This window comes from Amycolatopsis sp. NPDC043885 (genome assembly GCF_056435685.1).
Genome location: NZ_JBWKEA010000023.1, coordinates 1 through 23,413 on the forward strand (window position 1 = coordinate 1; position 23,413 = coordinate 23,413).

A 23,413-nucleotide genomic window follows, 5' to 3' on the forward strand; every position below is an offset into this window, starting at 1 on the left:
GGATGAGACGACCGGCACCCCGCCCTGCCAGCAACCAGCCAAAAGATCAACAAACCCCACCAAGATCACCTAACAAACACATCGGTGGATCCAGGGTGAATGTCCCAAATCCTTCATGGACATCCCTGCGCCGCCGTCCTCACCACTCACGAGTCCCGAGCCGCATCACGACTGTCCGAAGGGGACGGTAGATTCCTCTCGCACAGGTTGTTCGGGGGAAGGAAGCATCGATGTCGTACCCATAGGAACCGCAAGGGCCGCAGTGGCAACAGGGCTATCCCCAGCAACAACATCCCCAGCAGCAGTACCCACAACAGGGCTACCCGCCGCCGGGCTTCGGCGGGCCGCAGTACCCGGGACCAGCCGCCGAAGAAGGGCAATGGCCTGCTGATCGGGCTGATCGCCGGTGGCGGCGCGCTCGTGGTGGTCGTCTTCGCGATCCTCGCGTTCGTCGCGCCCGGATTCCTGCTGAGCGACAGCAAGTCCTCGAAATCGGCCAGTGCGACGCAGACTCCGCCGAGTCGGCCTGCGCGGACGCAAAGGACAAGGTCCGCCAGACGGCGAAGGAATATGGCGACCGCAACGCGTCGCTCACCGCGCAAGAACCGCGTGCCGCGGGCCCGGACCTGATCGTGGTGACGATGACCGGCACCCTGAACTACAGCGAGAGCTTCACCGGGACTATGGAGGTGCGGCGAGAGGCAGGCGACAAGTACTGCATCTCGTCGGTCTCGCCCGTTCCCGCGGGCTGAATCAGGGGAGCAGGCCGATCCGCCGCGCGTGCGTGACGGCCTGCAACCGGGAGGTCGCGTCGAGCTTGCGCATCGCATCCCGCAGGTAGCTCTTGACCGTCTCCGCGGTCAGCCCCAGCCGGTGCGCGATCTCGGCGTTGGTCAGGCCGAGCGCGACGAGCGCGACGGTGTCCAGTTCCCTCGGCGCCAAGCGCGCCACGGGGGAAGCGGCGCCGGTCAGGCTGGCGCACATCGCGTCGAGGCGGTCACGGAGAACGTCGTCGGCGATCTGGCCGGAGAGCGCCCGGAGCTCGCCGTAGACCTCGCGCAGCCGTTCGCGCGGAGCGGCCTCCTCGCGATGCTCCGCCAGCGGCCGTGCCTCCACCAGCCGCTTCTCGATTTCGTCCTCGACGGCCAACGTCTGTTCGAGATCGCGCGCGGCGTGCAGGGCGGCGGTGATCGTCCGGTCGGAGAGGGTGGTCTCGTCGCGCAGACCGCCGTAGAGGACGGCGCGGACCCGGCGGCGCACGACGACGGGGATCGCGACCACCGAGTGGATGCCCTCGTCGCGGACCGGCTCGTCGTAGTCGTGACTGATCGTGGTGGCGCTGTGGTAGTCGTTGGCGACCACCGGCCGGGTCAGCGCGAGCGCCTTGCCGCCGAGGCCGCGGCCCGCGCGGACGGACAGGCCGTTCAGCGCGGTGCCGCGGTTGCCGAGGAACGCGGTCAGCCGCATTCGCGGTGAGGCGACGGCGACCCCGGCGAAGCCGACCGGCAGGCCGGTGTCCCGGCGCAGGTCCGAGACAGCGCCGAGAAGCTGGGCGTCGTCGACCGGCATCGGCTCACCCTCCTCGGTGATCCCCCTCGATCGGGGGTGGTGGACGGATCGGGCCCGCCCGCACGATTTCCGGAACTGTACGCCTTCGCCAACGTCCCGGGAGAAACGATGACCGAAGCTCACGTCCGGCGGTTGCTCGAGGTCTACGACGACGAGCGGGCCTGTGCGGCGACGCTGTTGTGCGACCGGCATCCGGCGGAGGCGGTCGCGTTCACCGTGGTCGAAGCGGATCTGACCAGCCACGATCTCACCTACGGCGAGCTGCGCGAGCAGTCGGAACGCTTCGCCGGGGCACTGCTCGGCCTCGGGGTCGGGCCGGGGGACCGGGTCGCGACGCTGATGGGCAAGTCGGCGGAGCTGGTCGTGGCGCTGCTGGCGATCTGGCGGCTCGGCGCGGTGCACGTCCCGCTGTTCACGGCGTTCGCGCCGCCCGCCATCGCGCTGCGCGTCACCGGCAACGGCACGAAGGTCGTCATCGCCGACGCCGGTCAGCGTTCGAAGCTGACGCCGTCCGCCGATCTGCCGGACGACCCTGCGCGGCGGATCGTGGTCGTCGGGGACGGCGAGGCGGGCGATCTGTCGTTCCGGGAGATGCTGGCAGACGCCGCGCCGCTGCCGGGAGCCGCGGTGACCGGTGGGTCCGGGGTCCTCGTCGAGCTGTTCACCTCCGGGACCACGGGAACGCCCAAAGCCGTCCCGATTCCTCTCCGTGCGCTCGCGGGTTTCCAGGCGTACCAGGACTTCGCGCTCGACGTCCGAGCCGACGACGTCTTCTGGAACGCCGCGGACCCCGGCTGGGCCTACGGTCTGTACTACGCGATCATGACGCCGATGGCGACCGGCAGGCGGAGTCTGTTGCTGCACGCGGGTTTCTCCGCCGAACTGACGTGGGCGGTACTGGAGCGGTTCGGTGTCACCAACTTCGCCGCCGCCCCGACGGTGTATCGCGCGCTCCGGAACTCGGCCGCCCCGGTGCCGGGCGGTCTCCGCCTGCGGCACTGCTCATCGGCGGGGGAACCGTTGACGCCGGATGTCCTGGAGTGGGCGTCGTCGAAGCTCGGTGTCGGCGTTTACGACCATTATGGACAGACGGAACTCGGCATGGTGGTGGGCAACGCGTGGCATCCCGACCTCCGCTCGGAGGTCAAGCCAGGGTCGATGGGACGTGTCCTGCCGGGCTTCGCGGTCGAGGTCCTCCGTGAGGACGCCGACGTGGTGGCCGAGCTGGGAGAACGCGGCCGTGTCGCCGTGGATCTCGCGGCGAGCCCGCTGGTGTGGTTCCGGGGCTACCGCGACGCGCCCGAGCGCACCGCCGCGCGCTTCAGCCCCGACGGCCGCTGGTACTACACCGGTGACGTGGCCGCCAAGGACACCGATGGGTACTTGACCTTCGCCTCGCGGGACGACGACGTCATCCTGATGGCGGGCTACCGTATCGGCCCGTTCGACGTGGAAAGCGTTCTGCAGCAGCATTCCGCCGTGGCCGAATGCGCCGTCGTCGGTGTCCCGGACGCGCTGCGCGGCGAGGTGGTCGTCGCGTACGTGGTCGCACGGGACGGCGCCTCCGCCGACACCGCGTTGGTGGCCGAGTTACAGCAGCTGGTGAAGACGCGATTCGCCGCGCACGCCTACCCGCGTGAGGTGCACTTCGTGCCGGAGCTGCCCAAGACACCCAGCGGGAAGATCCAGCGGTTTCTCCTGCGGGAGCGGCATCCGAGCGCGGAACACGCGTGATCAGAGGCGGAACACGCGTGATTGGGGACCGAACACGCCGAAGCCGGGTCATCCGGCTGGAATCACGCGTGTTCCGCCTCCAAGCACGCGTGTTCCGTCCCGGCACACGGGGCTCATTGGTCGATCGGCCACGTTTCGTCTCGCAGCAGCCGCTTGAGCACCTTTCCGGTCGCGTTCCGGGGCAGCTCCTCGACGAAGTACACGTCCCGCGGCACCGCGAAGCGGGCCAGCCGGTGGTGGATGTAGGCGCGGACGTCGTCCGCACTCATGCGGGCACCGCGTTTCGGCACGATGTACGCCGCGAACCGTTGCCCGAACTCGCGATCCGGCACGCCGATCACCGCGGCTTCGTGGACGCCGGGCAGGGCGGCGATGGCCTCCTCGACCGGGCGAGGGGACACGTTCTCCCCACCGGACACGATCATCTCGTCCGCCCGGCCGGTGACGAAGAGCCGTCCGGCGGCGTCCTGGTAGCCGACGTCGCCGGTCGCCATCAGGTTCTCCGCGCGGGGCACGCTGGCGCCGTCGGTGTAGCCCTCGAAGAGCATGTCGTTGCCGACGAAGATCTGTCCCTCCCAGCCCGGTGGGACACGATTGTGGTCGTCGTCGAGGATGGCGACGCGGGTGCCGGGAGGGCAGCGGCCGGCGGTGGTCGGCGCGGCGCGCAAGTCCTCGGGCGTGGCGATGCTGGCCCACGAAACCTCCGTGGAGCCGTAGAAGTTGTAGAGCACGTCGCCGAAGGTGTCCATGAACTCGGTGACGATCGGGCCCGGCAGCGCGGATCCGCTGCTGGCGACGATCCGCAGCGACGACAGGTCGTAGCGGGCGCGGATCCGTTCCGGCAGATCGAGGATGCGCTGCAACATGATGGGCACGGCGAACAGCACACCGCAGCGGTGTTCGGCGATGGTCCGCAGGATCTCCTCGGCGTCGAACCGCCGGATCAGCGACAAGGACGCGCGCACGGCCATCCCGATCTGCATGCCGGCGAGCCCCCAGCTGTGGAACAGCGGCGCGGCCACCACGAACCGGTCTCCGGAGTGGAGCGGGATGCGGTCGAGCATGGCGGCCGACGTCGACAATCCCTTCGGCGTGGGGCGGCGCGCGCCTTTGGGGGTCCCCGTGGTGCCCGACGTGAGAACGACGAGCCTGCCGATCCGGTCCACCGGTTTGAGTTTGGTGGCGGGCACCCCGGCGATCAGCTGATCGATCGTCGGGTAGCCGTTCTCGGTCTCCGGCCAGGTGGACAGCCGCAGGAAATCGCCGGAGATGCCGGCGATGATCCGCGAGAACTCGTCGTCGGCGAGCACCGCGACCGGTTTGTGCTGCTCGATCACGTCCGCGACCGCGCCGGCGGAAAGCCCGGTGTTGAGCAGGATCGCGTCCACCCCGAGTTTGCTGCACGCGATCAGTGACTCGACCATCGCGGCGTGGTTGCGGCACAGCAAGGCGATCCGGTCGCGGGCGCGCACTCCGCGGGCCGCGAGGGCGTTCGCGAGCTGGTTGCTGCGATCGGCCGTCTGCTTGAACGTCCGGACGTTGCGTTCGTCGTGCAACGCGACGTCGTCGGGCACACGGGCGGCGTTGGCCGAGTAGCCGCCGGCGACGGTGGCGCCCCATTGCGACAAGGAGGTGAGCTGCCGGGCGATCTTGTCCGGGCGCGCGGCCGCGAGCACCCCGGCCTTGATCAGCGTGCTCGCCGTGTGCAGCGTGGTGGCCTTGGTATGCGCCGGTTCCTCCTGGGGCGACGCCGCCCGGCCCGAAAGGTGCAGATCGATCCGGCGGGCCGCCGCGCGGACGGATCGTTTGAAGGACGCGGCGGACACGAGAGGGGAGTGTGGCGCCGGAAGCATCAGCTGCGCGACGAGTTCCGTGCCGCCACCGGGAGCCTGCCGCAGCTCGACCGAGACCCAGATGCCGTCGTTCTCGACGCCGCACCACACGACGTGCTCGCCCGGCCGCCAGACCCGCGCCTCGATGTCACCGACGACGAGCGTCCCCGGCCGCGGTTCCAGCCGGACAAGACATTTCGGGCCGCGCCCGCGCTCGGCAGGACGTTGGATCTCGCACCAGCTGATCTCCGCGACGAACCTCGAGTAGGACTCGGGATCGCCGATCACTTCCCAAACCTGGCCGGGGGAATGCCCGAGAATCGAGCTCGCCTGGACCACATCGTCTCGCATGCGATTCGCCTCACCACGCGCGTTCGGGGTGTTGACCGGGCCGCTGCCGGCGCCTCCTTCGTCGTTCAAGTTCGGCGAACCTACCAGCAATCGGCCGAACGCAATACTCCGAACGACCGCGGGTTCGCGTCCGCCCAAGGGAACCGTCTCGGAAGAGGGTAAGTGTTCGGGCGGCGCGACGCCGTCCGCCGACGGTGTTGATCGCGACGTCCGATTCTCGCCAGCCTCCGGCGCGCGAGGCGGCGAAGCTGGCGTACGTGACAGTTACTACGACGGCGGCCGAGACCGCGCACACCCGTATCGAGCCAGGAATCCTCTACTTCGGCACCCCTGTGGTGCTCCTTTCGACGGTCGACCAGGCGGGCGCTCCGAACCTGGCACCGATGTCGTCGGCGTTCTGGCTCGGCTGGCGGGGCATGCTCGGACTGGGCGCGAAAGCCAAGACCGCGCAAAATCTCATGCGCAACCGTGAATGTGTTCTGAATCTCCCTTCCGACGCGCTGGCTGCCGCCGTCGACAGGCTGGCGCTGACCACCGGTTCGGATCCCGTCCCGGCCCGCAAGTACGAACGCGGCTACCGGCACGAACCGGACAAGTTCGCCCGCGCCGGCCTCACCCCGGTGCCCTCGGAGACGGTCCGGCCGCCGCGCGTCGCGGAATGCCCGGTGACGATGGAGGCCGTCGTCGAGGCCGTGCACCCGCTCGCGGAGGACGATCCGAAACAACGCGGCGGCGTCCTCGTGTTCGAGGTCCGCGTGCAGCGCGTCCACGTCCACGACGACGTGCGGATGCCGGGCACCGAAGACCGGATCGACCCCGACCGGTGGCGGCCGCTGATCATGAGTTTCCAGAAGCTCTACGGCCTCGGCCCGCAGGTCCATCCGTCGACACTGGCGCGGATCCCGGAGCGGCTCTATCGCGGGCCGGACATCGAGCGATCGCGGGCGAACGAGAACCGGTTCACCAGCGGCAGCCAGCGCTGATAGGACACGGCCAGCAGTGGCCACGCTTCGCCGGACAGGCCGCGTTCGAGTTTCGGGCGCAGTTCGTGGTCGTTCATCTTCGACACGATCTCGATGGCCTTGTCGTCGGGGGCGCTCCCATCGAGGTCGGCGAACCACCGGACTGCGTCCGGATGCCCGACGTGGACCGCGAGCAGCACCAGCACCGCACGGAACGGTGCCTCGCGGTCGCCGTCGGAGAGGAACTCCGCCAGGTCTTCTCCGGCGAACCGTGCTCGCAGCAGGCGATACAGGTTCAGGAGCCTTTTCGCGGCACGTGGGGACCGGACGAGCGGGGCCAGTGTCGGCAGGAAGTCCAGTTCCGGCGCCGAGATCACCAGCCGAGGAGGTCGTAGGTCTATTGTGGACTGTTCGGACGACGGTCGCGGTGCTTCCGCGCGAGGGCGAGAATCGGCCGGGACCGGAGAGCGGTCACCGGTGGCCTGATCCGGTTCGGTGGGCGTCGGCGACGGCGAGGCGTCCTGGACCTCGGTGTCGGCGAGCCCGCGCACGAGCCCCGCGAACCCTGGATCGTCCATGGGGGACAACGTGAACGGCACTTGGAAGATCTTCTCGAGGTAGTTCTCGGCGAAGGTCTCCGGATCGTCGCCGAGCATCTCCTCGTAGTGCTGCTCCACGGCCTTCTTGAGCCAGCGGGAGTCGACACCCACCACGACGACGAACACCGGCAGCGCCAGTAGAAGATGAATGGCTTCGAGGACCTGCACGACGACCTTCGGCGGGCAGCGGTCGAGATCGTCGATGTAGAGCACGGTCCGTTCGATCTTCCCCGAACCGTGGGGTACCTCGGCGAGCATGGTCGCGAACGTCTCGAGATCCTTGCGCAGCAGCGAAACCACGCCCAGATGTTCGACGTAGTCCGAGACCCGGGACTCGGCGAACGACACGAGGTCCAGCCCCGGTGCGAGTTCGGCGACCGCCTTTTCGAGCCGGTCGGATTCGGCGTCCAGTTCGGCCAGGCGCCGCTCGGTCTCTTCGTCCTCTTCGGACGGTCCGCCGAGCTTGTCGAGCGCCTGGTGGATCCGGTCCGCGCTGGCGCGCATCCGCAGGACGACGGTCAGCGCGGAGCTCACCACGGTGAGTCCGCCGAGCACGCCGGACACCTGCGACCGGCCGACGAGCAGCGTGACCACCAGGACCGTCACCAGCCCACCGATCAGGACCAGCAGCGGAACCGGATCCTGCCGCAGCCGCCGCCAGAATTCGGCGACGTCCGACCGCAGCCCGCCCGTTTCCTGCGCCAGCCGTTCGAGATCCTCGGCGGTCGGCTGGTCGACGCCGATCCGGGACGCGATCCACGCCTTGTCCGCGTCGGTGAGGCTGTCGAAGACCGCGCGGACGTACTCGCGCGGTTTCCGTCGCCTTCGCTTCGCTTGTTTCTGCTGGGCCGTCAGGGTTCTGCGTTCGAGCCGGACCGCGCTGAGCCTGCCGAGAAGCGTCTTCTCGGTCATGCGGCGTTCGGCGAGCAGGTCGGCCTGGCGCTGAAGGTCGTTCTCGGCGCCGTTCGCGGCGAGGTTGTCGAAGATATGCGTGGCGAGGCTGGCGAGGAGGTTCGCTTCGCTGTAGTGCCAGGCGTTGAAGCTGATCTGGCGAACGCTCGAACAATAGGAGGACACGGACTTCCCGTTCGTTCCGGCCTCGGTTTCGGCCGCCCGCGCGGAATCGGCGAGTTCGCGGACGCGCAGTTGCATCTGGCGCATGAAGAAGCTCTTGCCCGAACCCCAGCTGCCGAACAGGCCGATCGACAGGGGAGGGGTGATCATCCGGGAGACGACCAGGTCGGCGAGCATACGGACGTCGGTGCCGATGCCGAGTCGATCGACGCCGTCGTCGGTGTCTGGCCGGTAGTCGGCGACGTGAGCGGCGAAGGGGTCCGGGCCTTTGTTCCCGGAATCAGGAGGGCTCCGCACGACAGCGATTTCGTCAATCGTGCGGATGGGCCCTGACGCGGGGAACATCGCCTTGGCTTCAGCGCGTTCGGCGGCGGAGAGAGCCGGGCCGATGTGGAGGACGGTCGGCCCGAGGCGATCGATCGCCGCACGCAGTTCCGGGTGGTCGTATTGGCTTTCGCCGACGAGCCCCAGAAGTCGGCGCCGAGGATCCTTGTCCAGCCATTTGGCCACCGCGGCGGGGTCGCGGCCGAGAGTTTGGGGCAGTTTCCGGTCGAGCCAGAGCACTGCCGGGCCGTCGCGCCGGTCCATCACGAGCTCGTCGAGCTCCGGCTCGATGACCAGGTCCGTTCCGGCGTACGTCATCCACAAGGCTTCCAAGGCCGATCGCCTGGCGCCCGAGTAGACCTCGTGGACGACGAGCGTGAACGGCGTGGTCTTGAGCGCTGACCTGAGCGGGCCGTCGATGTCCCTGGGCAGGTAAGCCCCCGGTTTCTCGCCCGATGCCTTGTTCATCAGCAGAATCGACGGATCGACGTCGCGCACCAGCACCATCCGTGCTCCCCTCCCAAGGCCGAACGGAAGGGCAGTCTAGAGGGCGGCTACTCAGCTGGGGGTGAAACTACGCCTCCGCTCGGTCACTGGTCGCTACATTTGATCTCATGACGGGGGAGCGGCTGGACGGCAGGTACGCGAAGCTCTGGGCGGCGAGTACGACGTCCGCGCTGGGCAGCGGTCTCGCGACGGTGGCGGCGCCGTTGCTGATCGCTTCCCGCACCGACGAACCGCTCGTGGTCTCGGGCGGCTTCGCGGTGGCGTGGCTGCCTTGGCTGCTCTTCTCGCTGCCGGGTGGAGTGCTCGTCGACCGGGTGGACCGGCGCAAGCTGATGATCACCCTCGACTGGATCCGGGTGCCCGCCGTCGCCCTGCTGGCCGTCGCGATCTCGATGGGCGACGTCAGCATCGCCTTGCTGTACGCCGTCCTCTTCGTGATCAACGCGAGCGAGGTCGTGTTCCGGACGGCCGGCGGGGCGATGCTGCCCTCGATAGTCCCGAAAGCGTTGCTGGAGCGGGCGAACGGCCGGCTGTACGCCGGGACGACACTGACCCACGGCATGCTCTCGGGGCCGCTGAGCGGATTCCTGTTCGGCGTGGCGGCGAGCATCCCGTTCTACGTCAACGCCGGGACGTACGCGGTCAGCGCCCTGTTGCTCGGGCTGATCGTGGGTGCGTACCGGCCGCCGCCCGGCGACGGCACCGGTGAGCCGGTCGCGCGCCGGTCGATGCGCTCGGAGGTGGCCGAGGGGTTCCGCTGGCTCGCCGGTCAGCGTCTGCTGCGGACCATGATCGGGTTGATCGGGATGTTGAACCTGACGCTCGTCGCGGCCACCTCGGTCCTGGTGCTGCTCGCGAAGGAACGGCTCCAGCTGGGTGCGGTCGGATACGGCCTGCTCTTCACCTGCATGGCGGTGGGCGGACTACTCGGCTCGGTCATGGGCGACCGGCTGATCGCCTGGTGCACCCCGACCTGGACGTTGCGGATCGGGCTGCTGATCGAGGCCGGGACACATCTGGTGCTCGCGACGAGCACGAGCGCGCCGGTGGTCGGGGTGATCCTGTTCCTCTTCGGGGTACACGGCGCACTGTGGGGAATCGTCGGCAGTTCCCTGCGTCAACGGCTCACCCCGCCCGACATGCTGGGCCGGGTCGGCAGCACCAGTCTGTTCATCATCGCGGGCGGCAACTGCGTCGGTGCGCTGCTCGGCGGGGCGGTGGCGTCGAAGTTCGGGCTGACGACGCCGTACTGGGCCGGTTTCGTGGTGGCGGTGATCGTTTCCGCGCTCACCTGGCGGGTGTTCGACCGCGAGGTCGTCTCCGCGGCCTACACGCAAGAGCCCACTGTCAGCCGTTGATCCCGGTGAGCGCGAAGAACTCCTGGCGCGAACGAGCGTCTTCACGCAGTGTGCCGAGCAGGGTCGAGGTGACGGTGCTCGACCCGACGGCCTGGACGCCGCGCAACGTCATGCACGAATGCTCCGCTTCGATCACCACGCCGACGCCACGCGGTTCGAGCTGCTCTTCGAGCCAGTCGGCGACCTGTTTCGTGAGCCGTTCCTGAACCTGCGGACGGCAGGCGAAGTGCTCGACGATCCTGGCCAGCTTGGACAGGCCGAGGATCCGCTCTCCCGGCAGATATCCCACGTGCGCGACCCCGACGAACGGCAGCAGGTGGTGTTCGCAGACGGATCGGACCGGGATCCCCCTGGCGAGGACGAGTTCGTCGTAGCCCTCGTCGTTGGGGAAGGTTGTGAGATCAAACGGCCGAGGAGTGAACAACTCGGCGTACGCGCGCGCCATCCGGCCCGGCGTGCCACGGAGGCTCTCGGAGTCCAGCGAAATGCCCAGTGCGGTGAGGAGATCGGCGGCCGCGGCCTCGGCCGCCGCGAGGTCCGGCCCCGGCCCGGTTTCGTGCACGACGCGCAAGGCGGGAGTGGACATTGGGCCTCCTAGGCTGAACGCGATCCCCAGTGGATTAAACCAAGACTTTTGGGTGTTTTGCCACCCGGTGACTCATCTTACATGGTAGATCGGCAGTCCAGAATGTTCCGCCGGTTGAGATAGGCGATATCGTGGTGAACGTGACAGTGCCCGACCCGGACGGCCTCGACGCCCCCGCCATCGCCGCTGTGGCGGCGCTCGACGACGACCTCCGTCGAGGCATGTACGTCTACGCGCGGCGTGCGAGGCGCCCTGTCACGCGGGACGAGGCAGCGGCGGCGGTCGGGATCTCCCGCAAGCTCGCCGCCTTCCATCTCGACAAGCTCGTGGCGGCCGGGCTGCTCAGATTCGGCTTCGAGGCCGGTCCGGTGGTGAAGGTGGGACGCAGACCGAAGGTCTACGAGCCCGTCGACGAGGCCATCCAAGTGCAGCTTCCCGCCCGGCGGCACGAGATCCTGGCGGGCATCCTCGCCGAGGCCGTGCTCGCCGAAGGGAGCGGCGAGTCCGCGCGGGAAGCCGTGCTGCGGGTCGCGGGGGAGCGCGGTTTCGCGGTGGGCGAAGAGGAACGAGCGCGAACGCGCCCCGGCAGGCTCGGCACGGAACGCGCGCTCACCGTGGCCGAAGGGATGCTTCGCCGCTACGGCTTCGAGCCGAGCCGGGACAGCAGGACCTGCGTCCGACTGCGGAACTGCCCGTTCCATCCGCTGGCCGCGGAGGCGCCGGGGCTGGTCTGCGGGATCAATCAGGCCTTCCTTGCCGGTTTCCTGAACGGCGTGCGCGCCGGGAACGTGGAGGCGGCCCTCGTTCCCGGCGCGGCCGAGTGCTGTGTGGAGCTACGGCAGGCCGAGTAGGTCGCTCAGGCGGCGCCGGCGATCTGCCGGGTGGCGACGTTGAGCCGGTTCCAGGTGTTGATGGCGGCGATGGAGAGGACCAGGCTCGACAGCTGCGCTTCGTCGTAGTGACGAGCCGCCTCGTCCCAGATCTCGTCGTCGACCGGGTCGGCCCGGTCCGCGATGCGGGTGAGGGCCTCCGCCAGCGCGAGCGCCGCCCGTTCGGCGTCGGTGAAGTAGGCCGTGTCGCGCCACGCCGCCACGGTGAAGATCCGCTCGTCGGACTGGCCCGCCTCGCGCAGCTCCTTGGTGTGCATCTCCAGGCAACCGCTGCACCCGTTGATCTGGCTCGCGCGGACGTGCATGAGGTAGTGCGTGGTCTTCGGGACACCGGTGTCGCCGGTCGACTCCGCCAGTGCGATCAGGGCCTTCAACGTCGCGGGGTTCGCGAGGGCGGGGTTCGGGATGCGGGTTTCCATGGTGGTTCTCCTTCAGGGTTTCCGTCTTGCTTTCACCGCACTGACGGATCCCGGAGCGGAGATGTGACCGAGTTCAACCGAGGCGCCACCTTGCTCTAGGCGGGCGCGGACACCGTCGCGCGGTCGCGGAGCGAGACTTCCAGCCTGAAGCCCTCCGGCTTGAGGGTCAGCAGCTCCTGCACCTTCAGCCGATAAGACGGGTCGCCGCGCAGCTCGTACCGGCTCAGCAGCATGCCGAGTACCAGCGTCGCCTCGTGCAGGGCGAACTGCCGCCCGATGCAGGCCCGCTCGCCGGTGCCGAAGGGTTTGTAGACGTGCGCCGGGCGGGCACGGTTGCGTTCCGGGGAGAAGCGGTCCGGGTCGAACGATTCGGGATCGTCTCCCCAGGCGGGATCACGGTGCAGCGCCGGGATGAGGACCAGCGCCCACTGTCCCTTGCGCATCGGGTACTCGCCGCCGACGACGGTGTCCACCTGGGCCTGGCGCGCGAACGCGGGCGCCGTCGGCCAGAGCCGGAGCGCTTCGTCGAGCACTCGCCGGACGTAGCGGAGCTTCGCGACTTCTTCGTACGACGGGTCCGGGTTCTCGCCCCAGACCTTGTCCACTTCGGACTGAGCGCGGGCCAGGACGTCCGGGTTCCTGGCGAGGTAGTACAGCGCGAACGACAGCGCGCCCGACGTGGTTTCGTGCCCGGCCACGAGGAAGGTGATGATCTGGTGCCGGATGTTGTCCTCGTCCAGCGCCTCGCCGGTGCTCGGCTGAGTGGTGTTCAGCATGAGCCCGAGCAGGTCTTCGGTGCTCGTGTCGTTCCGGCGCGCTTCGATGACGTCGGCGACGACCGAGTGGAGGAACGCCAGGTCGGCTTCGTTGCGCCGGTTCGCCTTGCGGCTGAGAAGCGGGCCGATGACCGGCGGCTGGATCGCCCTTCGCTGCGCATGCCGCAGCGTGCGGACCATCGCGGCGACGAACGGATGCGGCTCGGCGCGTTCGAACGAAGAGAAGCTGTAACCGAATCCCGTCCGGCCGATGGTCTCCAGCGTCAGCTTGGTCATGTCGTCCGCGACGTCGACCTCGCCGCCCCTGTCCCACGTGTCCAGCAGCTCGCGGGTGATCGCCAGCATCGTCGGGTGATAGCGCTGCATGGCGTTGCGGCTGAACGCGGGCGCGAGGATCTCGTGCGCGCGCCGCCAGTTCGGCTCTTCGTTGTGGGCGGTGAACAGGCCGTCGCCGCCGAGCGGGCGCAGGTTCGAGATCGCGGGAGTGACGTGCTTCGCGAAGCGCTTCTCGTCGGAGAGGTCGGCGACCATCTCGGCACCGTTGACGAACACGATGCTCCGGCCGAACACCTTCCGCTCGAAGACCGGGCCCAGTTCGGCCGCGTGCCGCATCGAGTCCTGGACCGGCGTCTTCGGCGACACGCCGAGCACGTCGCCGATCAGCGGGATCCGTCGCGGGGGATGGGGGAGAGCGGTGGCCATCGAGCCCCTCCAGGTGTGCGCTGTTGAACCGGCATCCAATAGGGAGCGTGGCCTGTTACTGAACTCGTGTCAAGTAAGTACGATGCCCGGATGGCGCCGAGTACTTCCGGGAAGCCCCGCAGCAGGCTGAGCACCGCCGAGCGGCGGGAACAGCTGCTGCGGATCGGCGCCCGCCTGTTCGCGGAGCGGCCGTACGACGATGTGTGGATCGAGCAGGTCGCGGATATCGCCGAGGTCTCCCGGGGGCTGCTGTACCACTACTTCCCGACGAAACGGGACTTCGTCACCGAGGTCATCAGGTCAGAGGGCGAGCGCCTGCTCGAGATGACCAAGTCCGATCCCACGCTCCCGGTCGCGGAGCAACTGACGGCCGGCCTCGACGCGTACCTGCGCTACGTCGAAGCCAACGAGGACGGCTACCGGGCACTGCACTCGGGCACGTCGATCGCCGTCGACGGCGTGCGTGAAGTCGTGGACAACAACTTCGCCGAGCAGGGACGCCGGATCCTGGAGGTGCTGTGCCCGGAGGGCGAGCCGCCGGAGGCCCTGCGGGTGCTCGTGCGGGGCTGGCTGGCCTTCGTCGTCGCGGTGTGCCTCGACTGGCTCAAGTACCGGAAGCTGACCCGGGACCAGATCCGGGATCTCTGCGCGAAGGCGTTGCTCGACATCGTCGACGTGCCAACATGACCTCGGCGCGTTCCTCGATCAGCTTCATCCGCGCGAGCCGCTCGCCGTCGTCGTTGTGCGCCGCGGACCGGGTGACCTGACCGGCCCACTTCCGGTAGAACATGCCGCACGTGGAGACGAAGTAGCCGTCGGAGCAGGCGTTGGCGGCGAGGATCAGCCCGGTGTCCTCCGACGCGGGCAGCGCCATCCAGCCGCCCAGATCCAGCAGAAGGTCGCGGCGGATGCACAGCGTCCCGGCCACCACCGCCGACACGTAGCCGTTGCGCCGCCAGTGGCGCAGGATCGCGCCGCGTTCGATCCGTCCCTCGCCGGGATCGCTGTCGACGCCGGCCGTGGTCCCATCCGGAAAGAGGTCGAGAACCCGGCAGGTCGTCCAGCCGACCTCGGGGTCCTCCAGCGCCGCGATGTCTCGTGCGAGCGCGCCTGGCGCCAAGAGGTCGTCCGCGTCGAGTGCCTTGATCAGCTCCCCGGAGGCGCGTGACAGAGCCATCATCCGCGCGACTCCGGGACCGCCTGGGCGCCCCGAGCCGGGCAGGACGCGCTCGTCCGCGGGGAGGACGCCGTCGAGCAGGCCGGTCTCGCCGTCCTCCTGTACCAGCCATTCCCAGCTCCAGTCCGGCGGTAGTTCCTGCGCGGCGAGGGATTCGTACGCCTCGGTCAAGTACGGCAGGCTCGGCGGGTGGACCGGGGTGATCACGCTGACGACCGGCATGCTCACTCCGGGCGGCGGGCGAGGACCAGGAGGTGCTCCTCCGGCGGTGTCCCTGGCTCGTCCGCGGTGAAGAGCTCCGAATGGGTGCCGGTGACCTCCAGCCCGGCCGCCTCGACCCGCCGGACGAGGTCGTCCGGGGCGAAACTGGTCTCGAGGAAGGTGCGGCCGAAGAACTCCGCCGGCACGTCCTCGGCGTCGCGCGGAACGGTGACCAGAGCGAAGAGCCCGCCCGGCACCAGCCAGCGCCCGATGTCGGTGAGCACGGCTTCGGTGTCCGCGCGCGGCATCTGGAGGAAGGGGAAGAAGGCGCAGACGGCCTCCCAAGATTCGGACGGCGAGGTCCATTCCCGCACGTCGGCGTGGACGAAGGTGGCTGCGGGAACCTGCTCACGCGCGAGATCGATCATCACCGGCGACACGTCGAGCCCGGTCACCCGATGACCGGCGGAAGACAGGTCCTCGGCCACCGGCCTTCCCGTTCCGCTTCCGATGTCGAGCACCCTCGACGACGGCGGCAAGCTGTCCAGCAGATGCCGCACCGCCCTGTCAACCGCCGGCGCCCGTCCGAAGACGTCCTCGTAAGCGGAACCGATGGCGTCGAACAGCTCTGCCGCCGTGACCGGTCGGTCCATTGCGCAGCTCCCCGGATCGAGTGGCTCTCCCTCCGGCGAATCTACCGATCGACGTCCTCAAAGGACGGGCCCACCCGGGCCCTTAGACTGGAGCCGACGGAGTTACTGGGGTTTGGGGTTCAAGATGAGCGTGTCGAGTGACGAGTTCCACCGGATGCTGAAGTCGCTCGCCGACGTCGAGCGATCCGACGCGAAGGAGTGGGAGTCGTTCAGCGTGCGCGGGAAGCGGTTCGGCTACTACTGGCCGCGGACCCAGACCGTCGGCCTGAAGCAGACGCTCTCGGAACAGGAAGCCCTCGTGGCCGAACGGCCCGACGTCTTCGAGGTGCAGTTCACGGCCGGGGGATTCGGCTGGGTGGTGGTGTACCTCGACGGCATCGAATCCGACGAGCTGAACGAATTGGTCTACGAGGCATGGCGGCTCTCCGCTCCCGAAGAACTGGTGGATCTGGTTCCGCCACCCTGCTGAGCGTTACCGCATTCGTGTGTTGACGCGCGTCACTTTTTTCGCGGGGAACATTTTCCGAGCCGTGGCGTTGTAGAGAGTGTCGGTACGGATGGTGCCCCCGGGCCTCACCCTTCGCCTTCACGGAATACCGGTTCGGCCGGAGCCGTGTTGAGCCACTCGCCGAGAGGCGGCCCCCGTACCGGCCACAAACTCCCGCTTCCTGCTCGCAGGAACCCCCAGCCTTCGCTGAGCGGAAGCGGGACCTTTTCTTTCCTCGCCCGTCGCCGGTTCGGTGGCGGTTTTTTGTTTTGCGGTCGGGTGTGGACGGGAGGAAGCGGTCGGTGGTCCGTGAAGGCCTCCTTGCCTACCTTGAGGGTAGGGAAGGGGGCCTTCGCTACCTGCTCGCGTGACTGTGCCGGGGTGGTTGTCGGGTTTGGAGTCCGTGAAGCCCTCCTTGACGGATTCGTATTTGTCCACCCACCTGTGCGGCCGGCGGTTTCGTCGATGAGGGATTGGGGACATTGAACGTCCCGAATCCCTCATCAACGGCGTCCTGCGTTGTCTCGAAGCCTGGCGGCGCCGTGACTCTGGGTCCCTCAAGGAAGCCTTCACGGATATCAGGGGCCCGGCGAGGGCGCCTTTTCTCTATTCCGAGTCGACGTGGGCATGGCGAGGGGGCTGGCGGGCTCCTCGGGGTCAGTGGTGGTGGAGGTGTTGCTGGGCGTTTCGAATCAGGGCCCGAGGCCACTCACATACCCGGCCGCAGAGACCTCACGACTCCACGAGAGTCCCGCCGGTCAACCGCACCCGCCGATCCACCTTGATCTCCCGAAGGAACCGCTCGTCATGGCTGACGACCACGAAAGCCCCTTGATACGCCCCCAACGCGCTCTCCAATTGCCCGACGCTGACCAGGTCGAGATTGTTGGTCGGCTCGTCCAGCAGCAGGAGTTGCGGCGCGGGTTCGGCGAACAGGACGCAGGCCAGGGTGGCCCGCAGGCGTTCGCCTCCGGAGAGCACGCCGACGGGAAGCTGGCTTCGCGCGCCTCGGAACAGGAAGCGGGCGAGCAGGGTCATTCGCTGTGACTCGGGGAGGTTCGGGGCGAACGCGGCGAAGTTCTCGGCGATGGTCCGGCCTAAGTCCAGCAGGTCGAGCCGCTGGGAGAGGTACGCGATCCGCCCTTCGGCTCGCTTCACCACGCCACTGTCGGGCGTGAGGTCTCCCTTGAGCACCCGGAGGAGGGTTGACTTGCCGGTCCCGTTTCCGCCGGTCAGGGCGATCCTTTCGGGGCCGCGGATCGTCAGGTCGACTCCGTCGCCCGCGAAGACGTTCCGGTCGCCGTAGCGGACTTGGATGTGCTCGCCGTGGAACATCGTGCGCCCGGTGGGGACGTTGGTGCCCGGCAGGATGAGCGCGATCTTCTGGTCGTCGCGGAGGGAACGTTCGGCCTCGTCGAGGCGGTTCTTCGCTTCGCTGACCCGCGCGGCGTGTGTCTCGTTCGCCTTGCCCGCGGACTCCTGGGCGTTGCGTTTCATGGTGCCGGCGAAGAGCTTCGGCAGTCCGGCGTTGCCCAGGTTCCTGGCGGCGTTGCCCGCCCGGCGCGCCGCCCGCTCGCGGGCTTGCTGCATCTCCCGTTTCTCGCGTTTGACCTCTTGTTCGGCGCTGCGGACGTTGCGCTCGGCGACCTCTTGCTCGGCCTTGACCGCCGCTTCGTACTGGGTGAAGTTCCCGCCGTGGTACCTGAGATCGCCGCGGTCGAGTTCGGCGATCCGGTCCATCCGGTCGAGCAGTTCCCGGTCGTGACTCACCAGCAGCAGGCAGCCGGACCAGTCTTCGAGCACCCCGTAGAGCTTGCGGCGGGCGTCGAGGTCGAGGTTGTTGGTCGGTTCGTCCAGCAGCAGGATGTCGGGCCGCTTCAGCAATTGCGCGGCCAGGCCGAGGGAGATTATCTGCCCGCCGCTCAACGTACGCAGGCTCCGGTCCAGCGAGATGCCGTCGAGGCCGAGCCGATCGAGCTGGGCGCGGGTGCGCTCCTCGATGTCCCAGTCGTTCCCGATGGTGGTGAAGTGCTCTTCACTCGCGTCGCCGGACTCGATCGCGCTCAGCGCCGCGAGCTGCGGTGCGATCCCCAGTACTTCGGCCACGTTCAGGTCGGCGGTGAGGGGCAGAGACTGCGGCAGATAGCCGAGGACTCCGTGGGTGGAGACCGACCCCGACACCGGTCGCAGCTCTCCGGCGATCAGTTTGAGGAGCGTGCTCTTGCCCGCCCCGTTCGGCGCGACCAGACCGGTGCGGCCACCGGGCACGGTGAAGGACAGGTCGTCGAAGACCGGGGTGTCATCCGGCCAGGAGAAGGAGAGGGCGGACACGACGACGAAGGCGTCTGACATGGAAATGACCTCGTGAAAGACAGCGGGCGCCTTGAGGCTGCACCGCGGTGGACGTGGTTTGAGGGGACGACAAAGAGGCCACGTCGGCGTCAACGCCGGTGGCCCGCCGACTCCGGCTCACCCGGAGATGTCGTCTTCACCTGCCACGTCTGGTCTCCACTGCTCGTCGATCAGGTCCGCACCTACGATAACAAGACCTGCCGGAGTGTGGCCACCGCAATCCCTCGGCGCGGCGTCGGCAAGGCGCGAAATCCGGTGTTCATTCATTCATTCACCATGATTCCCGATGATCGGTAATCGTGTGGTTGGAATCATATTCATTGAGGGGTGAAGGCGGGATTCCTAATGTTCTCGATGGCCATCACCCGATTCCTTGATCTGGGAGGTTTTCCGATGATGTCGAATGCCGGAACCCGAAGACGAATCGCGACCACGGTAACCGCACTGGGGGCGTTCGCCCTGGTCGCTCCACCGGCGCATGCCGCCGAAATCGCCGTTCCCTGCGACTCCGCCGCGTTGGTCCAGGCCATCGCCGAGGCCAACGCCACCCCCGGGCCGGACACGCTGTCCCTGGCGGCGAAGTGCGTCTACACGCTCACCGCGGTCGCCGATGTCTACTGGAGTGCCGGGCTGCCCTCCAACGAGGGAAAGCTCACCGTCAACGGTAATCACGCCACCATCTAACGCGCCAAGGACGCGCCCCGATTCCGCATCATCAACAATTGGGGCGACCTGACCCTCAACGAGGTCACGATCGCGGGCGGTCATGCTCCTGACGGTGTCGGGACCAACTCCTATGGAGACGCGAACCCGGGCGGCTCCGGCGGCGGTATCAAGAACTGGGGTTCGCTGACCATCACCGACAGCGTCATCAGTGGCAACGCCGCCGGCTCCGGAGGCTCCGGCGGTGGGATTTCCTCCTACGCCTCCGCTCGGACAGAGTTGACGATCACCTGCAGTTCGATCACCGGCAACGCCTCCGGCTCCGGTGGCCCGGGCGGGAACGGGGTGGCAGCCAAGGCGGGTGGACGAGGCGGTTCAGCCGGCTTCGGCGCCGGTGTCGACGTGCTCAGCGGCACCGTCCTGCGGCTCACCGACAGCGTCGTCACCGGCAACAGTGCCGGGAGCGGGGGCAAGGGCGGCGCGGGAGGCTCGGAGGGCGGCGGAGCCGGACACGGCGGCAGCGGCGGCACGGGCGGCGGCCTGATCATGTCGACCAGCCCCGGTGTGCTGCTGAATCCGGTCATCACCCGCACCACCATCACCGGAAACCATGCGGGACGCGGCGGTGATGCCGGCGTCGCGGGGCCGGGCGGGTACTCCGGGATCTGCGGTTACGGAGGTCGAGGCGGCGGACTCAGCGTGTTCGATGACAGTCTCACGCTCGACGGCGGGACCGTCAGCGACAACGTCGCGGGCGAACCTGGGGCCGGGTTGAGTGGCAACCGGCCGGACAACTGCACTTCCACCGCGGACGTGCCCGGCTGCGTCAACGGGTTCCGGGCCGACGGGCAGGACCGGCGAGCCGCCGACCGTGTCTTCGCGGAACGCGCCGAGCGCTCCCGCGCGTAAAGGTCAGGAAAGGGTCGTCCTGAACGACCCTTTCCTGACACTTGCCCTCAGCCCAGCCCGTTGAGACTGATCGCCCGGGCGTACCAGAGCGCGCTCTGCTTCGGCGTCCGCCGCTGCGTCGCGTAATCGACGTGGACGAGACCGAACCGTTTGCCGTACCCCTCGGCCCACTCGAAGTTGTCGAGCAGTGACCAATAGAAGTAGCCGCGCAGGTCGACGCCCGCCTCGATCGCCTCGTACGCGGCACGCAGATGCGAGTCGAGGAAGGCGATCCGGTCGGTGTCCGCGATATCCCCGCCGATCAACGCGTCCGGATAGGACGCGCCGTTCTCGGTGATGTACAACGGGATCGGCCGATACTCGCGATGGACCCGGAGGAGGCACTCGGTGAGCCGCGATGGCTGGACCTCCCAGCCGGAGTCGGTGCGGGGCGCCGCTTCGTCGGGCACGAAATGGACGTCGGGGGAGCCTAGCCAGTCGGCGCCCGCCGGTTCACTGCCGGGCAGCGGGGTGCCCGCGACCTGGTAGCCGCGGTAGTAGTTGATGCCCAGCCAGTCGATCGGAGTGGCGATGGTCGCGAGGTCACCGTCCCGCACCAGCTCTCCGATACCGAGCGGCGCCAGGTCGGTCAGCAGGTCCTCGGGGTAGGAGCCACGAAGCACCGGATCCAGGAACAGCCGGTTCTGCAGGCCGTCGATCCGGCGCGCGGCTTCGGAGTCCACAGTGGACGAAGGATCGACCGCCGACACCGGGTACAGGTTCAGCGTTATCCCCGACGACGCGGCAGGCGCGTGTCGCCGCAGGACGTCCATCGCCAGTCCGTGTCCCAGCAGCAGGTGGTGCGCGGCCGCGACGGCGGCGCGGGGTTCCTGCCTGCCGGGCGCGTGGATTCCGCGCGCGTAGCCCAGCATCGCGGCGCACCACGGCTCGTTCAGGGTGGACCAGCGCGGTACCCGGTCGCCCAGGCGCGCCACGACCGTTTCGGCGTATTCGGCGAACCGGAAGGCGGTCTCGCGTGCCGCCCAGCCGCCCTCGTCTTCAAGCGACTGGGGGAGATCCCAGTGATACAGCGTCGCCCAGGGTTCGACTCCGGCCTCGAGCAGCTTGTCGACGAGCCGGTCGTAGAACGCGAGACCCCGCGGATTCGGCGCGCCGCCGCCGGGCCGGATCCGCGGCCACGACAGCGAAAACCGGTACGCGCCGAGCCCGAGCCGTCGCATCAGATCGACGTCTTCGGCATAGCGCCGGTAATGATCGGCGCCCGGCTCCCCGGTGTCGCCGCCGACGACGGCACCGGGACGGCGGGCGAAGACGTCCCAGATCGAGTCGGTCCGGCCGTCGGCGGCCGTCGCCCCTTCGACCTGGAAGGCCGCGGTGGCGGCGCCCCACACGAATCCGGGCGGGAACAGGAGCGCGGTCTTCGCCCGGACACTGTCGGGATGAGCGGACATGGTCACCCTTTCACGGCACCTTGCATGATCCCGGCCACGATCTGGCGGCCGAGGAGGAGGAAGACGATCAGGATCGGGATGGTGGCCAGGGTGGTCCCGGCCAGCACCAGCGAATAGTCGACGTAGTAACCGCTCTGCAGCTTCTCCAGCGCCAGCTGGACGGTGGGGTTGCCGGCGTCCAGCACCACGAGCGGCCAGAGGAAGTCGTTCCACGACGTCATGAACGTGAACATCGCCAGGATCGCCGCCGCCGGCCGGACCGCGGGCAGGCAGACGTTCCAGAAGATCCGGATCATGCTGCAGCCGTCGACGCGCGCCGCCTCGATCAGTTCGTACGGTACGGCGTCCACTGTGTACTGACGCATCCAGAAGACGCCGAACGCGGTCACCAGGTTCGGCACGATCACCGACTGCAATCCGCCTGCCCAGCCGAACTCCGACATCGCCATGAACAGCGGGATGATGCCGAGCTGGGTCGGTACGGCGAGGGTGATGACGATGAACACGAACAGCCCGTTCCGGCCGCGGAACCGCAGTTTGGCGAAGGCGAACCCGGCCAGTGACGAGAACAGCACCGTGGTGAGGGTGACCGTGCCGGACACGATCAGGCTGTTCGCGAGCGCCTTCCAGAACGGCACGGTGTCGAACACCCTCGCCGCGTTGGCGAAGAAGTTCCCGCCGGGCAGGAAGGGCGGGACCCGTTCGGTGAGCATCCCGCTGTCCCGGCTGGCGACCAGGAACGACCAGTAGAACGGGAAGAGCGAGCCCAGCACGAAGATGGTGAGCACGACGTAGGTCGCCCTGCGCGGCTTGCCCAGTGCCGAAACGCCTCGCTTGAGTCCACTGTGGATCACTGTCATTTCTTCTTCACCGCCGTGAGCCTGCCGGTGAGGAAGAAGTTCACCAGCGCGATGAGCACGATGATCACGAACAGCACCCACGCGATCGCCGAGGCATAACCGAGTTCGTAGTTCTCGAAGGCCGTTTGGTACAGGTACAGCGTCACGGTCTGGAACTGGTTGGACGAACCGCCGTTGTTCGAGCCCGGCATGGCGTCGAACAGCTTGGGCTCGGTGAAGATCTGCAGTCCGCCGATCGTCGAGGTGATCGTGACGAAGATCAGCGTCGGCTTCAGCAGGGGGAGCGTGATGCTGAAGAACCGGCGTGCGGCGCCCGCTCCGTCGATCAGTGCGGCCTCGTGCAGTTCCTTCGGGATGGCCTGCATCGCCGCGAGCACGATCAGCGCGTTGTACCCGGTCCAGCGCCAGTTCACCATGATCGCGATCGCGGCGTGGCTGCTGAACCGGCCTGCCTGCCAGTCGACCGGATCGAGCCCGATCGTCTGCAGCAGACCGTTGACCAGCCCGTACTTCGGCCCGAACAGATTCGCGAAGATGATCCCGAGCGCGACCAGGCTGGCGGCGTAGGGGAGTAGGACGCCGACGCGCCAGCCGGTCGCCCCGCGGAGCCTGGCGCTCAGCAGCGCCGCCAGGAGCACCGCGATGATCAGCTGCGGAACGCTGGAGAGCAGGAAGATGCTGACGGTGTTCTCGAGCGCGTTCCAGAACTGCGTGTCGGCGAACAACTCCTTGAAGTTGTCCAGTCCGATGAAAACCGGGTTGTCGTCACCCGCCTCCCAGCTGAACAGGGACACGTACGCCGTGTAGAGCAGCGGGAACAGCCCGACGATCCCGAACACGACGAAGAACGGGGCGATGTAGAGGTACGGCGAGACCTTGACGTCCCACCGGCTCAGCCGATGGCGGAGGGTGGGCCGGGGCGACGTGCGCACCCCGGCCTTCTCCTCGTCCGGCGCGATCTTGTCGACGACGGTCAT

At 68.2% G+C, this 23,413-nt stretch carries 20 protein-coding genes; 8 read left to right on the forward strand and 12 right to left on the reverse strand.

Annotated elements, in window-relative coordinates:
- Positions 1–753: 753 nt before the first annotated feature.
- Positions 754–1,569 carry a helix-turn-helix transcriptional regulator gene (locus AC069I_RS39385; protein ID WP_478226042.1) on the reverse strand — a complete coding sequence of 272 codons (816 nt, stop codon included), beginning with the start codon at positions 1,567–1,569 and terminating at the stop codon, positions 754–756.
- Positions 1,570–1,677: 108 nt separating this feature from the next.
- On the opposite strand from AC069I_RS39385, the gene AC069I_RS39390 reads away from it, so the two are divergent.
- Positions 1,678–3,303 carry an AMP-binding protein gene (locus AC069I_RS39390; RefSeq protein WP_478226043.1) on the forward strand — a complete coding sequence of 542 codons (1,626 nt, stop codon included), beginning with the start codon at positions 1,678–1,680 and terminating at the stop codon, positions 3,301–3,303.
- Between the two features lie 113 nt (positions 3,304–3,416).
- On the opposite strand, the gene AC069I_RS39395 is transcribed toward AC069I_RS39390, so the two are convergent.
- Entirely contained in the window at positions 3,417–5,486 is a 2,070-nt protein-coding gene (locus AC069I_RS39395; protein ID WP_478226044.1) for an AMP-binding protein, read from the reverse strand.
- A gap of 332 nt (positions 5,487–5,818) precedes the next feature.
- Here AC069I_RS39395 and AC069I_RS39400 point away from each other — a divergent pair, with 332 nt between their 5' ends.
- Positions 5,819–6,469, forward strand: a complete 651-nt coding sequence (locus tag AC069I_RS39400) for a flavin reductase family protein (protein ID WP_478226162.1) — start codon at positions 5,819–5,821, stop codon at positions 6,467–6,469.
- Here AC069I_RS39400 and AC069I_RS39405 read toward each other — a convergent pair.
- A complete protein-coding gene (locus AC069I_RS39405; protein ID WP_478226045.1) occupies positions 6,400–8,952 on the reverse strand; it encodes a P-loop NTPase fold protein in 2,553 nt (850 codons plus the stop codon). The genes AC069I_RS39400 and AC069I_RS39405 overlap by 70 nt on opposite strands.
- 107 nt (positions 8,953–9,059) lie before the next feature.
- Between AC069I_RS39405 and AC069I_RS39410 the strand changes: the two genes are divergently transcribed.
- A complete protein-coding gene (locus AC069I_RS39410; RefSeq protein WP_478267647.1) occupies positions 9,060–10,310 on the forward strand; it encodes an MFS transporter in 1,251 nt (416 codons plus the stop codon).
- Here AC069I_RS39410 and folE read toward each other — a convergent pair.
- Positions 10,300–10,896 carry a GTP cyclohydrolase I FolE gene (gene folE, locus AC069I_RS39415; RefSeq protein WP_340681596.1) on the reverse strand — a complete coding sequence of 199 codons (597 nt, stop codon included), beginning with the start codon at positions 10,894–10,896 and terminating at the stop codon, positions 10,300–10,302. The two genes, AC069I_RS39410 and folE, sit on opposite strands and share 11 nt — an antisense overlap.
- 134 nt (positions 10,897–11,030) lie before the next feature.
- On the opposite strand from folE, the gene AC069I_RS39420 reads away from it, so the two are divergent.
- Positions 11,031–11,747 carry a helix-turn-helix transcriptional regulator gene (locus AC069I_RS39420; protein ID WP_478226163.1) on the forward strand — a complete coding sequence of 239 codons (717 nt, stop codon included), beginning with the start codon at positions 11,031–11,033 and terminating at the stop codon, positions 11,745–11,747.
- Between the two features lie 5 nt (positions 11,748–11,752).
- Here AC069I_RS39420 and AC069I_RS39425 read toward each other — a convergent pair whose 3' ends face one another.
- Entirely contained in the window at positions 11,753–12,205 is a 453-nt protein-coding gene (locus AC069I_RS39425; RefSeq protein WP_478226047.1) for a carboxymuconolactone decarboxylase family protein, read from the reverse strand.
- A 95-nt stretch (positions 12,206–12,300) separates the two neighbouring features.
- Complete coding sequence (locus AC069I_RS39430) at positions 12,301–13,683, reverse strand: cytochrome P450 (RefSeq protein WP_478267648.1); 1,383 nt, start codon at positions 13,681–13,683, stop codon at positions 12,301–12,303.
- Positions 13,684–13,773: 90 nt separating this feature from the next.
- Between AC069I_RS39430 and AC069I_RS39435 the strand changes: the two genes are divergently transcribed.
- Positions 13,774–14,370 (forward strand): TetR/AcrR family transcriptional regulator, encoded by a 597-nt coding sequence (locus AC069I_RS39435; RefSeq protein WP_478233539.1) that lies wholly within the window; start codon positions 13,774–13,776, stop codon positions 14,368–14,370.
- On the opposite strand, the gene AC069I_RS39440 is transcribed toward AC069I_RS39435, so the two are convergent.
- Positions 14,288–15,082, reverse strand: coding sequence for a glycosyltransferase (locus AC069I_RS39440; RefSeq protein ID WP_478267649.1), 795 nt, complete (start codon positions 15,080–15,082; stop codon positions 14,288–14,290). The genes AC069I_RS39435 and AC069I_RS39440 overlap by 83 nt on opposite strands.
- 2 nt (positions 15,083–15,084) lie before the next feature.
- Entirely contained in the window at positions 15,085–15,714 is a 630-nt protein-coding gene (locus tag AC069I_RS39445) for a class I SAM-dependent DNA methyltransferase (RefSeq protein ID WP_478267650.1), read from the reverse strand.
- 124 nt (positions 15,715–15,838) lie between these two features.
- Between AC069I_RS39445 and AC069I_RS39450 the strand changes: the two genes are divergently transcribed.
- Positions 15,839–16,183 carry an MmcQ/YjbR family DNA-binding protein gene (locus AC069I_RS39450; protein ID WP_478267651.1) on the forward strand — a complete coding sequence of 115 codons (345 nt, stop codon included), beginning with the start codon at positions 15,839–15,841 and terminating at the stop codon, positions 16,181–16,183.
- A gap of 750 nt (positions 16,184–16,933) precedes the next feature.
- Here the strand turns inward: AC069I_RS39450 and abc-f are convergent.
- A complete protein-coding gene (gene abc-f, locus AC069I_RS39455) occupies positions 16,934–18,553 on the reverse strand; it encodes a ribosomal protection-like ABC-F family protein (protein ID WP_478267652.1) in 1,620 nt (539 codons plus the stop codon).
- 345 nt (positions 18,554–18,898) lie between these two features.
- Here abc-f and AC069I_RS39460 point away from each other — a divergent pair, with 345 nt between their 5' ends.
- Together AC069I_RS39460 and AC069I_RS39465 are read left to right on the forward strand one after the other, a co-directional pair.
- The gene (locus tag AC069I_RS39460) at positions 18,899–19,237 is read left to right on the forward strand and encodes a hypothetical protein (RefSeq protein WP_478267653.1); all 339 of its coding nucleotides are present in this window, start codon (positions 18,899–18,901) and stop codon (positions 19,235–19,237) included.
- A 258-nt stretch (positions 19,238–19,495) separates the two neighbouring features.
- A complete protein-coding gene (locus AC069I_RS39465; protein WP_478267654.1) occupies positions 19,496–20,125 on the forward strand; it encodes a hypothetical protein in 630 nt (209 codons plus the stop codon).
- Positions 20,126–20,172: 47 nt separating this feature from the next.
- Here AC069I_RS39465 and AC069I_RS39470 read toward each other — a convergent pair whose 3' ends face one another.
- Genes AC069I_RS39470 through AC069I_RS39480 form a run of 3 tightly spaced genes read right to left on the reverse strand, consistent with a single transcriptional unit; the run spans position 20,173 to position 23,413 of the window.
- Positions 20,173–21,576 carry a GH1 family beta-glucosidase gene (locus AC069I_RS39470; RefSeq protein ID WP_478267706.1) on the reverse strand — a complete coding sequence of 468 codons (1,404 nt, stop codon included), beginning with the start codon at positions 21,574–21,576 and terminating at the stop codon, positions 20,173–20,175.
- A 2-nt stretch (positions 21,577–21,578) separates the two neighbouring features.
- Positions 21,579–22,436 carry a carbohydrate ABC transporter permease gene (locus AC069I_RS39475; RefSeq protein WP_034323760.1) on the reverse strand — a complete coding sequence of 286 codons (858 nt, stop codon included), beginning with the start codon at positions 22,434–22,436 and terminating at the stop codon, positions 21,579–21,581.
- A complete protein-coding gene (locus AC069I_RS39480; RefSeq protein ID WP_125685060.1) occupies positions 22,433–23,413 on the reverse strand; it encodes a carbohydrate ABC transporter permease in 981 nt (326 codons plus the stop codon). Before AC069I_RS39480 ends, AC069I_RS39475 begins: the two co-directional genes overlap by 4 nt.